Origin of the sequence: Campylobacter sp. IFREMER_LSEM_CL292 (assembly GCF_025771615.1) — a bacterium.
GTDB lineage: Bacteria > Campylobacterota > Campylobacteria > Campylobacterales > Campylobacteraceae > Campylobacter_D > Campylobacter_D lari_D.
This window is the reverse complement of record NZ_JAKMQP010000018.1, coordinates 1-13,119: the sequence shown is the minus strand read 5'-3', so window position 1 is coordinate 13,119 and position 13,119 is coordinate 1. Positions and strand designations below refer to the sequence as shown.

General features: G+C 27.6%; 13 protein-coding genes and 2 pseudogenes. 9 read left to right on the top strand and 6 right to left on the bottom strand.

The features are described 5' to 3' along the window. Positions 1-59: 59 nt before the first annotated feature. Positions 60-1,136: a flagellar biosynthesis protein FlhB gene (gene flhB / locus L8T82_RS07630; RefSeq protein ID WP_133319972.1), complete on the top strand. Its 1,077-nt coding sequence runs from the start codon at positions 60-62 to the stop codon at positions 1,134-1,136. Here flhB and L8T82_RS07625 read toward each other — a convergent pair. After that, positions 1,128-1,907 (bottom strand): sulfite exporter TauE/SafE family protein, encoded by a 780-nt coding sequence (locus L8T82_RS07625; protein WP_263669864.1) that lies wholly within the window; start codon positions 1,905-1,907, stop codon positions 1,128-1,130. The genes flhB and L8T82_RS07625 overlap by 9 nt on opposite strands. 111 nt (positions 1,908-2,018) lie before the next feature. On the opposite strand from L8T82_RS07625, the gene L8T82_RS07620 reads away from it, so the two are divergent. The 3 genes from L8T82_RS07620 to L8T82_RS07610 are packed head-to-tail and all read left to right on the top strand — an operon-like array spanning position 2,019 to position 4,502. Then, positions 2,019-3,155 carry an N-acetyl sugar amidotransferase gene (locus L8T82_RS07620; protein ID WP_263726252.1) on the top strand — a complete coding sequence of 379 codons (1,137 nt, stop codon included), beginning with the start codon at positions 2,019-2,021 and terminating at the stop codon, positions 3,153-3,155. Continuing rightward, positions 3,152-3,763 (top strand): imidazole glycerol phosphate synthase subunit HisH, encoded by a 612-nt coding sequence (gene hisH / locus L8T82_RS07615; protein WP_263726250.1) that lies wholly within the window; start codon positions 3,152-3,154, stop codon positions 3,761-3,763. Before L8T82_RS07620 ends, hisH begins: the two co-directional genes overlap by 4 nt. Before the next feature lies 1 nt (position 3,764). Next, positions 3,765-4,502, top strand: a complete 738-nt coding sequence (locus tag L8T82_RS07610; protein ID WP_263726249.1) for a HisA/HisF-related TIM barrel protein — start codon at positions 3,765-3,767, stop codon at positions 4,500-4,502. Here the strand turns inward: L8T82_RS07610 and pseH (L8T82_RS08085) are convergent. The 4 genes and pseudogenes from pseH (L8T82_RS08085) to L8T82_RS07595 all read right to left on the bottom strand — a co-directional run. Further along, a pseudogene (gene pseH / locus L8T82_RS08085) lies at positions 4,470-4,937 on the bottom strand (UDP-4-amino-4,6-dideoxy-N-acetyl-beta-L-altrosamine N-acetyltransferase); the annotation flags it as partial. The gene L8T82_RS07610 and the pseudogene pseH (L8T82_RS08085) overlap by 33 nt on opposite strands. A gap of 195 nt (positions 4,938-5,132) precedes the next feature. Further along, a pseudogene (gene pseH, locus L8T82_RS08080) lies at positions 5,133-5,510 on the bottom strand (UDP-4-amino-4,6-dideoxy-N-acetyl-beta-L-altrosamine N-acetyltransferase); the annotation flags it as partial. Further along, positions 5,507-6,331, bottom strand: a complete 825-nt coding sequence (pseG, locus tag L8T82_RS07600; RefSeq protein ID WP_263726247.1) for a UDP-2,4-diacetamido-2,4,6-trideoxy-beta-L-altropyranose hydrolase — start codon at positions 6,329-6,331, stop codon at positions 5,507-5,509. The gene pseG and the pseudogene pseH (L8T82_RS08080), both read right to left, overlap by 4 nt. After that, on the bottom strand, positions 6,328-8,229 hold the full coding sequence (locus L8T82_RS07595; RefSeq protein WP_263726246.1) for a motility associated factor glycosyltransferase family protein: 1,902 nt from the start codon (positions 8,227-8,229) through the stop codon (positions 6,328-6,330). Before L8T82_RS07595 ends, pseG begins: the two co-directional genes overlap by 4 nt. Before the next feature lie 150 nt (positions 8,230-8,379). Here L8T82_RS07595 and L8T82_RS07590 point away from each other — a divergent pair, with 150 nt between their 5' ends. After that, on the top strand, positions 8,380-9,051 hold the full coding sequence (locus L8T82_RS07590; protein ID WP_263726245.1) for a CDP-alcohol phosphatidyltransferase family protein: 672 nt from the start codon (positions 8,380-8,382) through the stop codon (positions 9,049-9,051). Here L8T82_RS07590 and pseF read toward each other — a convergent pair. Beyond that, positions 9,048-9,764 (bottom strand): pseudaminic acid cytidylyltransferase, encoded by a 717-nt coding sequence (pseF, locus tag L8T82_RS07585; RefSeq protein WP_263726244.1) that lies wholly within the window; start codon positions 9,762-9,764, stop codon positions 9,048-9,050. The two genes, L8T82_RS07590 and pseF, sit on opposite strands and share 4 nt — an antisense overlap. A gap of 144 nt (positions 9,765-9,908) precedes the next feature. On the opposite strand from pseF, the gene L8T82_RS07580 reads away from it, so the two are divergent. From L8T82_RS07580 to L8T82_RS07565, 4 genes are all read left to right on the top strand, one after another. Continuing rightward, on the top strand, positions 9,909-10,184 hold the full coding sequence (locus L8T82_RS07580) for a hypothetical protein (RefSeq protein ID WP_263726243.1): 276 nt from the start codon (positions 9,909-9,911) through the stop codon (positions 10,182-10,184). Continuing rightward, entirely contained in the window at positions 10,184-10,906 is a 723-nt protein-coding gene (locus tag L8T82_RS07575; protein ID WP_263726242.1) for an SDR family oxidoreductase, read from the top strand. Before L8T82_RS07580 ends, L8T82_RS07575 begins: the two co-directional genes overlap by 1 nt. Continuing rightward, a complete protein-coding gene (locus tag L8T82_RS07570) occupies positions 10,899-12,236 on the top strand; it encodes an ANL family adenylate-forming protein (protein WP_263726241.1) in 1,338 nt (445 codons plus the stop codon). Before L8T82_RS07575 ends, L8T82_RS07570 begins: the two co-directional genes overlap by 8 nt. 106 nt (positions 12,237-12,342) lie before the next feature. Further along, the coding region (locus L8T82_RS07565) for a DUF2920 family protein (protein WP_263726240.1) at positions 12,343-13,119 on the top strand (777 nt) is incomplete at its 3' end.

Below are 13,119 nucleotides of genomic sequence, written 5' to 3'. Positions count from 1 at the left end.
TTAGCAGATACTTGATAAAATGCTATAATCTTGCTTTAAATTTTTTTAAAGGTTTTTTTATGGCTGCTGATGATCAAGAGAAAACAGAAGAACCCACATCCAAGAAAATAGAAGATGCGCGACAAGAAGGAAATGTCCCAAAAAGCCAAGATGCATCTGCTGTGGCTGTACTTATTATAGCTGTGGTTGTGGTGTTGTTTATGATGCCTTTTATAGGTGAGAGAATTAGCGGTTTATATCGTTTTTATCAAAGTTTTATAGGCATTGAAATTGATTTAAAGATTTTACAAAAAATCATTATAAAAACTATGATAGAGATGTTTATTATGGTATTGCCTATTACTTTAGTAATTATGGTTGCGGGTGTGCTTGGAAATCTAATGCAGTTTGGTTTTATTTTTACTACTAAGCCCATTACTCCAAATTTTAATAAAATTAATCCTATTAACGGGCTTAAAAATCTTTTTTCTTTAAAAAAGATTATTGAAGCTTTGAAAATTATACTTAAAGTCGGTGTTGTATTTGGTATAGCTTTTGTTTTTTTATTGCAATTTATGAAAGAACTTCCTAGAGTAGAACTTTATACGATTTATCCACAACTTTTATGGCTTAGGGATAAAGCTATTATACTTGCAGCTATTGTTATCATAGCTTTTTTGATTATAGGGCTTTTAGATGTACTTTTGGTAAGGTATCAATACTTTAAAAACTTACGCATGAGTAAGCAAGAAGTTAAAGATGAATTTAAACAAAGCGAGGGAGATCCTTTGGTAAAAGGAAGAATTCGTCGTTTGCAAATGGAAGCAGCAAGGCGTAGAATGGTGCAAGATGTTGCTAGTGCTGATGTTGTGATTACTAACCCTACCCACTATGCGGTTGCTTTGCGTTATGATAGTTCCAAAGAAGCTGCACCAAAAGTTTTAGCTAAGGGGGTGGATTTTTTAGCTTTGCGTATTAAAGATATGGCATATGAATACAATGTTATGATTTATGAAAATCCTCCTTTAGCTAGAGAACTTTATAAAGCTTGCGAGGTAAATGATCTTATTCCACCAGAGCTTTTTAAAGCAGTGGCAGAGGTTTTAAGCTTTGTTTATACTTCCAATAGACAAAAATTTGCCGATAGATTAAAATAAATTTAGCTTTTTAATCAAGCTTATAATGGTCATAGTTATAGAAAGGGTGTAAATACCTAAAAGTGCTATGCGGTGGGATTTAAGATTGATTTTTTCCATGATTTTTATACCAAGATAAACTCCTAGCATAGAGCTAAATCCTACTAAGCTTCCATTTTGTAACACTTCTTTATCAATGATGTCATTATATACAAAAGAACTAATTCCTGAAATTGAAGCAAATATTACAAAAAATAAACTAAGTGGCACTACTTTTTTAGTATCATAGCCTAAAAAATAAGCTAAAATAGGGGTAATTAAAAGCCCACCACCAATTCCTAAAGATATAGCAAAAATTCCTGTAAATACGCCACAAATTAGCAAAATAGAATTTTTTAAGATATTAGAGTGGTTAATGTTTCCAATGGTGCTTTTTTGATTAAAAGCAAATTTTAAAAAGAATGCAATACTCACGCATAGAAAAATACTTGTTAAGGTTATATCTGAAAAATATGAGAGTAAAAGCCCGCTAAACATCGCACCTAAAAAGCCTCCAAAGCCTATGATAAGTCCATCTTTTAAGATTAAATTTTTCTTTTTATAGTTTAAATAGGAACCAAAAATAGAAGCAAAAATCATTTGTACAACAGAAATTGCAACAGCATGATGAGAGCTAAGTCCTAAAGTAAGCATGAAAGGAACGATAATCATACCACCACCTATGCCAAAAACCCCTGAAGCCATACCTGAAAAAATTCCTATAATCATATAAGGAAGTAAAGTTAAATCCATAATTTATAAACCTTTAAATAAAAAATATTGTAACAAAATAAAATTTATTTATCTTTAGAAAATATAATCATAGTCGATTTATGATGATTATAAAGATTTTTTGGAGTTAATATGAAATTTTGTAAAAAATGCGTTATGCCAGATACTAAGCCTGATTTGCATTTTAATGATGAGGGAATTTGTGATGCGTGTTGCTCGCAAGAAGCTAAAAATCATGAGATAAATTGGCAAGAGCGTGAAAAAGAATTTCTAGAACTCGTTAAAAAATATAAAAAACATCCTGTGTATGATTGTGTGATAGGAGTAAGTGGTGGTAAGGATTCTACCTTTCAAGTTTTAAAATGTCTTGAACTTGGACTTAATCCTTTGTGTGTTTGTTTTGAACCAAGTATTCCTACTAAAATAGGTAAAAAGAATTTAAAAAATTTAAATAATCTTGGTGTTGATTTAATCCATATCAAAAGAAATCCTTTGGTGTATAAAAAATTGGCCCGCGAAGCTTTTATAAGAACGGGTGATAATGAATGGCAAAACCATTTGGGGATTTTTACATGTGTTCCAAAAGTAGCTGTTGCTTTTGGTATTCCTTTGATCATTTGGGGAGAAAGTCCGCAGATTGAGTATGGTGGGCCAGCTAGCTCTAAAGAAAAAAACACTTTAGGTAGAGAGTGGCTTGAAGAATTTGGCGGACTTTTGGGTAATAGAATTTCTGATATGATTGGTGTTGATGGTATTAGAGAAAAGGATTTATATTTTTATACTTATCCAAGTGATGAAGAGCTTCAAAGAGTAGGAGTTACAGGGTTATTTTTGGGATATTATTTTAAATGGGATTATAAGTATAATTTAAAAATATCTAAAGAAAATGGCTTTAAAACTAGTACAAAACCAGTTGAAACTACTTATGAGAATTTTGAAAATTTAGATTGTTATTCAAATCATGTGCATGATTATTTAAAATACTGCAAATATGGTTTTGGAAGAGCTACGGATAATGCATGCTTGGATATAAGACTTGGCTATATTAGCCGTGAAGAGGGCGTGAGGCTTGTAAATAAATATGATGGAAAGCCACCTAAAAAGGCTATTAAGAAGTATTTGGAATTTAGTGGTTTTAGTGAAAAAGAATTTAAAAAAATTGTAGATTCTTATACTAATAAAAAGATATTTAAACGCGATGAAAATGGTAAATTTTTAAGAGATAGTGATGGATCATTGATAAAAAAAGATGAGTTTGTTTTGAAATGATTTGTATTGTTGATTATCATCTTGGAAATTTTAAATCTGTTTTGAAAGCTTTTGAAAAACTTAATCAAGAAGTGATTATAAGTTCTAAAAAAGAAGATATAAAAAATGCCTCTAAATTAGTTTTACCAGGCGTTGGATCTTTTAAACAAGGTATGGAAAATTTAAAAAAACTTGCACTAGATGAGCTTTTAAAAGAATGTGTTTTAAAAGATAAAAAGCCTATTTTGGGGATTTGTCTTGGTATGCAACTTTTTGCTAGTAAGGGATATGAGGGCGGAGAGTGCGAAGGGCTTGATTTTATAAAAGCAAAGGTTTTGAAATTTGATTTAAGTAAAGAAAAATTATTGCATAGTGGTTGGGATGATTTACAATTTAGTGATAAAAAAAGCAAGCTATTTGATGGAATTTTAGAAAAAAGTGATTTTTATTTTGTGCATTCTTATTATGTAGAGTGTTTAGAAAGTGTGGAAACTTCTTTTTGTGAGTATGAAAAACCTTTTTGTGCAAGTTTTGAAAAAGATAATATTTTTGCTGTGCAATTTCACCCTGAAAAAAGCCAAAATATAGGTTTGAAACTTTTGGAAAATTTTGCAAATTTAAAGGCCTAGTATGCTTAAAACAAGAATTATACCTTGCGTGTTATTAAAAGATCATCAGCTTGTAAAAAGTATCAATTTTTCTTCTTTTAGAACTATAGGGCATGTAATAAGCACAGCTAGGATATATAATGCTAGAAATGTTGATGAGCTTATAGTTTTGGATATCAATAAAAATGGTGTTATAGATTTTGAAAGCTTAGAAGATATAGCTAATGAATGCTTTATGCCTTTAACTATTGGAGGTGGGATTAGAACTTTAGAAGATATTAGAAAAGTGTTAGATATAGGTGCTGATAAAATTAGTATTAATTCTATGGCTTTGCAAGATCTAGATTTTGTCAAAAAGGTGGCAAATACTTTTGGAAGCTCTTGTGTAGTATGCTCGATTGATGTAAAAAAAGACAAAAATAAATTTAAAGTTTTTAATAATGAAATTTTAGATATTGATCCGCTAGAACTTGCATTAAAATACGAATCTTTAGGAGCAGGGGAGATACTTTTAACAAGTGTTGATAAAGAAGGAAGTTCTTTGGGGTATGATTGGGAATTACTAGAGTATTTCAAAGGTAAATTAAAAATTCCACTCATTATCAATGGAGGACTTTCTAAGCCTCAAGATGGGGTAAAAGCCATACAACTTGGTGCAAATGCATTGGCTGGTGCTTATATATTTCATTTTAGTCAATATACCCCAAATGATGTTAAAAATCATTTGCTAGAAAATGGCATTACAGTCAGACTTTTTTAGCTGCATTTTTAAGATTGTTTCGTTTTGGAATTTAAATTTATCAATTGTGTTAAATTTAAATATTTTATGTAAATTAACAACAAATGTATTATTATCAAATACTTGCAATTGAAGAAATTGATGATTTTTTATTTTGAAAACATAATATATACCAATATGCTCCAAAATTCTACCTAGCCCTGAAATTTTAGAAAAAGGATTTGCATAAAAACCAAATTCAATAGTATTATCAGAAACGATTTCAAAATTAATGCTTCCAAGAATTTGCTTATTATAAATTACACAATAATAGTCTTTAAGAGTATTTTGCTTTAATTTTTTTATAAAGTTTTTATGTTCGTATTTAGTAATATAATGTTTTTGATATAAATATTTTTTGATTTCAGGGTGATTTCTGTATAGTCTAATTTTTTCTTTTTCTTTGCGGTTTAGATTGATAAAATTTTTCAACATAATATTTTCATTATGAATAAAGTTAAAAATAATATTTTTGTTGATTATTTCATAGCTGATTAATTCATTATACCAATTAAAATTAATAGAAGATAGTTTTTCAATAATAGGTTTTTGTATATATTTCAAATAAAGCATTTTTTTATGTTTTGTTATTTTTATAGGTAAATGTTTTAAATATAAATTTAAAGCTTTTGTATTTTCTTTGAAAACACATGCGTTTAAAGTTTGAACTTTTAAAACATTGAAAGCATAGTTTTTAACTTCTTGCATTAAAAACTCACCTACGCCTTTTTTTATGCCATAAAGTCCAAATTCACATGAATTGTTAGTTATATTGATAAAATCAATCACACCTATGACATTTTCATCATCATATACTAAAAAATATTTTTTAGTTTCATTTGTTTTTAAACTAGATAAAAAGTTTAAATGTTCTTCTAGGCTAATATTTTGCGTTTTCATAAATTTAGCAATGCTTTTATCGTTACGCCATTTTAAAACAAGTTTGATTTCTTCTTGAGTCAAATGGATAAAATCTTTTAAAATTATCATATAAAATTCTCCACTTCATAGCCTTTTTTAGCAAGCCATGTTGCAAGTTTTTCTTGATTTTTAGCATAAGCTATGGCTTTAAAATTTGCTTTTAAAATTAAAGCTTCATTTACCAATGAGCTTGCGCTAATGATGAGTTTTTTGCTTTCATTCATCAATCTTGCAAGATTAGGTTGGTCAATGAGAATTTGTATATTAGGGTTTTTTTGGCTTAATTTTCGAAGTGAGTTTAGATGAGAATTTGCTTTTGTGGTAGTTATGATGATAGTTTTATTTTTATTTAGTTTATTTGCTATATCAAAGGAAATATTTTTTGGATCACTTCCTCCTATACAGATAAAATAATCATAAATTTTTTCTCTTTTTATCTTGCTTTCTTGGTAAAATTCATCGCATATTAGAGCATAGGAAAAGCCACATCTTAATTCACAATATTTTGGCACTAAATTCTCATAATCACTTTCTTTAGCATAAGCATTAACATTTAGTAAAATGTCACAAAAATGTTCTTTTATCTCATCATCAAAACTTAGAATTTTAACTCCTGTTTCTAGCTTGATGAGTTTTTCATCATCTGCAGTAATCTCATAATGATCAATAATCAAAAGATCAAATTTTTCTTTTTTGATGAGATTGATTAGCTCATATACACTAGCACTTGTTAACTCATATACAGGATAAGGAATTTCATCTATCAAAGAACCTTCTAGAGCTAAACATGCAAAAGATACATCATGATATTGCTTAGCTAACAAAAGATCTCTTTTGATATGTCCGTGTCCTATGGTGCTAGAACTATCACTTCTAAAAAGAACTTTCATTTGATTTTATGTCCATATCCTCTTTGTATAATGGTTTCTTGCAGTGGAAGTATGCTTTTATGCAAGGTTTGCTCATGGGCATCAATATGGGCTATAATTAACTCAAGCCAATCAATATGTTCTTTTATCCATAATAAAGATTTATTATACACATCATCTTCGTTTATAGGATTTAAAACATAAATTTTAGCAAGATTAAGTTCAAACTGCATGAGTAGTGGATTTAGAGTTTCGTATAATTCTTGTATGTTGTTCTTATCTTCAATGCTTGATTTAATTTCATCTATGCATTTTATTAGAATATTTAGATCTTCTTGAGTTTGGATATTTTGATATGATTGTTTTAAATTTGTTAGTTGTTCTTTAAAAATTTTATTTAAATTTTGGCAATGCGAAATACTTTTTTTGATTTTAGTATGTGCTTTAAGCATTAATTCATTTTGCTTGTTTAAAGTTGGATTTTCTAATGAAGTAAAAGGTTTTTTTAATTCTTTTGTCAATAATTTTTCACACATTTGTTTAAAAGGTTTTTCTATGGTTCCTGCAATTCTAGCACCACCTTCGGTGCAATTATAAACAACAACATCGCATTGATTAAAGCGGACAATATCACTTTCAAAATTTTGGCGGAATAAAGTCCAAGCAAAAGAACTTTGCACCACCCCTTTTCCTCCATAAGCTTCGCATTCGTATTTACCATAATCTTTTTTGTAAATTTTACCATTTTTATAGTTATCTGTTAGATAAGTATAATCGCTCGAGTGTGAAATTCCATTTTCACTATAAGCTAAATCCTGCCCGATTAAAATAAGATTTTTATGATTAAGAATTACTGCTAAATTAGCTCCCATATTAGCTACACTCCATCCAGTTGGAAGATAGCCATAAGAATGCAATTGCATAAAATTAATAAATATAGCTCCTGTTACGGAAACTAATAAATAATTTCTATTATTACTATCAAGATATTTCATTGTATTAGGGTGAGCATATGACTTTATAACAAATGTTACATCTTTATCAAAATTACCAAAATTATTATTAAAATATTCGCTTGTTAAAGTTACTCTTTCTAAAGATAAAACATAATCGGGTTTGATATTATGTTTAGCTAAGATAGGGTAAGCACTATCTGCACAAAAAATAGTTGCTTTGCTAGCGTATTGCTTTAACAATGGAAGCTGTTTAGAAAGACTTGGTCCAGTTGAAACAATGATTGCTGTATCACTCAAGTTTTTTCTTTTTTGCAAGAGCTCTTTATAATTTGGATGCGTTAACATTTTAGGAAGATTATAGGTAAATTGTTCTATACCTTGAAGTGCATCAAGTGGCAAATTTCCATATGCAAACATAGCTTTTTTAAGGTATTCTGACATATTATTATTGACTTTTAATACATCATCGTGATATCTTTCATAATAATCAGAATGTAGCTCTAAAAAATATGTTCTTGCAAAATTTAACATTGGTTGTTGTCTACATATTGATTCATAATCGGAGATTTTTAGTAAATTTGTATCAGCTATTACCAATTTAGCTTCTTGTAATTCTTTGCTAAAATCCATCACGCTAAAAGCACTATGGATAATTTCTAAGTCTTTTTCAAAAACAATAATAATCTTATGATGGGGATTTTGCAAAAGAGCTTTATATAAAATTCCATTTCCAAACCCATAAAAATATAATACAGGGTATAGACGATATTTTTCATTATAAATTTTTAACATAGCATTTAATTCATCTAAAGGGTTTTTATAAATTAGAGTATTATCTTGAGTATTTAAAAAATTTATATCTAAGCTATCATTACCTTGAATAATCTTGTATTTTGATTTTTTAATAGCTGATAAAGTTTCACTTAATTTTGTTTTTATGCTTTTGATATTTTTTTGTAGCATAATACTTCCTTATTGTATGACTAAAATTACTTTATTATACTTTAAATTTAAAAAGAAAAAGCTTATATTTAAAAGAATCGGTTATTAAAAATATATTTATGTGATTATTATGATATAATTCTTATAATTAATTTAGATGGAACTTAGACTATGAATTTAGATGAAAAATTAAAAAAACGACAAAGACTTGAAATGTCTTATTATCCTACAGAGTATATTATAAGAGTTTTATTGTTGCAAAAATTCATTTTAATACCTATTTCAAAAACACCAATAAAGCCTAATCATATAACTTTTTTTTCTTTAGTTTTAATTATTATATCTTTTTTAGCTATTTATAATCATTTTACATTTCTGGCCGGTGGTTTATATTTTATTTACTGTATATTAGATTGTTTAGATGGAATGTTAGCAAGATATAAAGACTTGCGTTCTCAGTTTGGAAGTTATTTGGACAAAGTTGTGGATCATATTGGTTTTAATGGAATTTTTATTATGGCTTATATTGCATCTTATATTAGCTTATTCGAATGTTGTTTAGTGATTATTTGTATGAATTTACATAGAACGATTTGCCCTTATTATATATTAAAAAATTTAAGAAAAATAAAAAATATAAAGCGTTTTGGAGTTAAAAAATATTTCTTAGATAGAGGTTTTATACTAGGTATTGATGCCACCTTGCTGGTAATTTTAATAAGCATTGGTTTAATTTTCAATATTTTTTCTTTGATTTGTTATTTACTTAGTTTTTTATTTATATTCGACTTAGTATATAGATTTTTTGAATTGAGATATAATTTAAAACATAATGAAAATTAAATATTATTAGTTTTATTATATTTATAAAGCATTTTAGCAAATTCTAAGTCTTCAAAAGTGTCAATATCGCAAATTTTATTTCTTGGAAGTAAAAAAGCTTTAGAATGAGATTTAAACATAAAATCTTCTTCTAGCCACGCTTCTTTTTTGCCAAAGTAAAATGCACCACCATCATGGTAAGCTTTAGTAAGATCTTGTGAGCGTTTATCGTAATTTGACTTATCAAACATATAAACTTTATTTTGATCATCAAGGTAAAAACCTCTTTGTATAGGGTATTCAAACTCACAAGCTGAAAATAAAAACTTACATTCTTCTTGACTAAATTGTTCAAAAGCTTCTTTTAAGATAAACTCATCTATAAGTGGAGCAGTTGCGTATAAGCAACACACATTTTCATAGATTTTACTTTGTTTTTCTAGAGTGATGATGGCATCTTGGATTACAGCGGTTGAACTTGCATAATCATCACTTAGTTCTTTTTTACGCACAAAAGGAGCCTTAGCACCATACTTTAAAGCCACTTCTATGATCTCATAATCATCACTTGAAATAATTACATCATCAAAAATACCCGAATTTAAAGCACTTTCTATGCTATAAGCAATCAATGGTTTTCCCAAAAAATCAATAATATTTTTTCTAGGAATACGCTTAGAACCACCGCGCGCAGGGATAATACAAAGATTTTTCCTATATTGTAAATTGTTCAATCAAGCACCTTGAGTTATTAATATTAACTGTATTATATCAAATAATTGTATTTTTATACAGTTGATTTAAACTGATAAATAGAAGTTTTATGCTATATTTTAATAAAAATTATACTAAGTTGTAGAGTAACACAAGGATGATTTATGAGAAATAGTGTTGAAAAAATTATATTTCAAGCATTAGATAATTTATCAGATGAAATTTTGGAATTAAAAACAGTGAATTCTAAATCACAATTATTTTTAGACTCTCTAGCTCTAGTCAGTCTAGTTGCTGATTTAGAAGAACTTTTAAGCGAGGAATTTAATAAAGAAATCATTTTAGCGGATGAAAAAATGATGAGTGCTAAAAATTCTCCATTTAAAGATGTTGAAAGCCTGACTGATTATATAGTTAAAAAACTCCAAGAGCAAGAATAATGCAAAAAATCATCATTATCACAGGAACTAGAAAAGGCATAGGCAAAGAACTGAGTGAATATTATTTAGCAAAAAATCATATAGTTTATGGTTGCTCAAGAGGTAAAGCAAGTATAGATCATAAAAACTACAGACATTTTGAATTAGATGTTTGCGATGAAAAAGCTGTAGTTTCTATGGTAAGAAGTGTAAAAAAAGAATTTGGAAAAATTGATATTTTAATTAATAATGCTGGTGTAGCAGCTATGAATCATATATTAACAACTCCATTTAAAAGTTTAGATAATATTTTTAAAACTAATGTCTATGGTAGTTTTTTGTTTATAAGAGAAGTTTCAAAGATTATGAGCCAAACTTATAAAAAAGAACAAGTTGCTATGCCTTATAGGATTGTAAATTTTTCTACTGTTGCGGTTGCTTTAAGGTTGGAAGGTGAAGCTATATATGCTGCATCAAAAGCAGCTATTTGTAATTTAACTCAAGTTTGCGCTAAAGAATTAAGTTCATTTGGTATTACTTGTAATGCCATAGGACCTACTCCAGTTCTTACTGATTTAATTAAAAATGTCCCAAAAGATAAAATACAAGATTTGCTTAATAAACAAACTATAAAAAGATTTGGTAATTTTCAAGATCTTACTAATGTGGTTGATTTTTTTATTAATGAAAAAAGTGATTTTATAACAGGACAAATAATATACTTGGGTGGAGTAAATGGATGAGTTTAAAAATATCTTTTTAAATAAAGTTTTTAATGAAAATCAAGAGCAACATGCTTTAATCTATGAAGAACAAAAATATACTTACAATGATTTATATAATAATACCATCAATAAAATCAATTTATTAACAAAACTTAAAAATATAAATATTGTAGGTATTGTAGGTGATTATGATTTTGAAAGTATAAGTTTATTTTTAGCGTGTATTGAGCTTAATAAAATAATTATTCCTTTTATCAATGAAAGTGAGATTGATAACAAACTTGCCGAAGTTAATTGTGATATTTTATTTAAAAACAATCAATATAAGCTACAGGAAAAACATTATAACAATCATGATTTAATCCAAAAACTTATAGATGATAATAAACCTGGTTTGATTTTATTTTCAAGTGGCAGCACAGGTAAACCTAAAGCTATGGTACACGATCTTGATAAGATTTTAAATACTTATCTTAATAAAAAATCAAAAAAACTTAATATTTTATTATTTTTAATGTTTGACCATATAGGTGGTTTGAATACTTTATTTAACTGTCTTAGTATGAATGCTTGTGCAATTGCTTTAAAAGATAGAAAAAATATTGAAGCTCTAGCTCAAACCATAGAAAAATACCAAATTTCACTCTTGCCTGCTTCACCTTCTTTGCTTAGTTTAATGTTGGTAGCAAATGTAGTTGAAAAATATAATTTAAATTCTTTAAAGCTTATTAGTTATGGCACAGAAAGAATGTCAGAAACTTTACTTGTAAAATTAAAACAAAGTTTTCCAAAAGTTAAATTTCATCAAACCTTTGGCACAAGTGAAGTAGGTATTGCTCAAACAAAAAGTTTTGGAAACTATTTTAAATTAGAAAACATAGCATATAAAATTATCAATAATGAGCTATTTTTAAAAAGCAATATGCAAAGTTTAGGTTATTTAAATGCCGATAACTCTGTTTTTACAGATGATGGATACTTTGCTACTGGGGATTTGGTTGAAGTGATCAATAAAAATGGCGAAGAATATATTAAAATTATCGGAAGAAATAAAGAAGTTATTAATGTTGGTGGAGAAAAAGTATTACCCCAAGAAGTAGAAGGTATATTAATGCAAATACCATTTATACAAGATTGTTTAGTCTATGGACAAAATAACCCTCTAACAGGCCAAAGTGTTTGTGTAAAGATTGTGTTAGAACAAAATGAAAATTTTAGCACATTAGAAGCTAAAAAAAAGATAAGAATGTTTTGTAAAGATAAATTAGCTAATTATAAAATACCAACTAAAGTGGAAATTGTACAAAGATTAGAAATTAGTGAGAGGTTTAAGAAGATTAGGAGTTGATTTTTGACTTTAGTATAGATCAAATTTGAATAAATTTTTAATTATTTTTTATGCTTAATTATGGTATATCATATTTAAAAAATAAAATTTTATGTCAAGGTTATAAATGCTCATAAATCAAACTTATTTCATAGACTCTTGTGATGATGTAGAATTAAATATAAAAAGAGAAAGTAAATTAGAATTTCAACTTATATATGATGATACAAAAGAAATTCAAGCTATAATGTGTATCATTCAAGGACTTGGTGCTGATATAAGAGATCCTGTTTTAAAATTTAATATGGAGTATTTTGCATCAAATTACAATGTAGCAGTTTTGAGTGTAAATTATCATGGTATAGGTAATCGTCCTCAAACTGGAGCACAATGGCATTTAGATGATATTGATAAACTTATTTTTGATGCAAGCTTAAAAGCTATTGACATAGAAATTCCTTATGATATATCAAAACTTAATACTTTTGAAGAATTTCATCCTGCTATGGAATATCTTAATAAAGAAATTCAAAAAAAGAAAGACGCTTGGGATTTTGATAGAGATTATTATTTAGATTTAAGTGTGAGCTTAAAACTTACAAATGATGAATATCAAAATTATGGTATTATGCAAACAATTGATATGATAAATACTTTGCTTTATGTAAAAGCGAATATTTTTAAAAATAAAGATTTAAAAACCATTGTAGTAGGGGTTTCACATGGTGCTTATATGGGTATATTATCTGCAAAGATAGCTCCGTGGACTATAGATGCAATTATTGATAATTCTTCTCATGTGACGCTTGATGGAGATGCTTGGAGATATATAGGTTTTGGAAAAGAAGTTGATTTTACTCAGTATTTTTGTTTCGGAACTTTTCACTATTTTAATAATATTAGA

Excerpts from the sequence above, each read along its gene's own strand:
- flhB (WP_133319972.1), top strand. The coding sequence starts at position 60 with ATGGCTGCTGATGATCAAGAGAAAACAGAAGAACCCACATCCAAGAAA.
- L8T82_RS07625 (WP_263669864.1), bottom strand. The coding sequence starts at position 1,907 with ATGGATTTAACTTTACTTCCTTATATGATTATAGGAATTTTTTCAGGT.
- L8T82_RS07620 (WP_263726252.1), top strand. The coding sequence starts at position 2,019 with ATGAAATTTTGTAAAAAATGCGTTATGCCAGATACTAAGCCTGATTTG.
- hisH (WP_263726250.1), top strand. The coding sequence starts at position 3,152 with ATGATTTGTATTGTTGATTATCATCTTGGAAATTTTAAATCTGTTTTG.
- L8T82_RS07610 (WP_263726249.1), top strand. The coding sequence starts at position 3,765 with ATGCTTAAAACAAGAATTATACCTTGCGTGTTATTAAAAGATCATCAG.
- pseG (WP_263726247.1), bottom strand. The coding sequence starts at position 6,331 with ATGAAAGTTCTTTTTAGAAGTGATAGTTCTAGCACCATAGGACACGGA.
- L8T82_RS07595 (WP_263726246.1), bottom strand. The coding sequence starts at position 8,229 with ATGCTACAAAAAAATATCAAAAGCATAAAAACAAAATTAAGTGAAACT.
- L8T82_RS07590 (WP_263726245.1), top strand. The coding sequence starts at position 8,380 with ATGAATTTAGATGAAAAATTAAAAAAACGACAAAGACTTGAAATGTCT.
- L8T82_RS07580 (WP_263726243.1), top strand. The coding sequence starts at position 9,909 with ATGAGAAATAGTGTTGAAAAAATTATATTTCAAGCATTAGATAATTTA.
- L8T82_RS07575 (WP_263726242.1), top strand. The coding sequence starts at position 10,184 with ATGCAAAAAATCATCATTATCACAGGAACTAGAAAAGGCATAGGCAAA.
- L8T82_RS07570 (WP_263726241.1), top strand. The coding sequence starts at position 10,899 with ATGGATGAGTTTAAAAATATCTTTTTAAATAAAGTTTTTAATGAAAAT.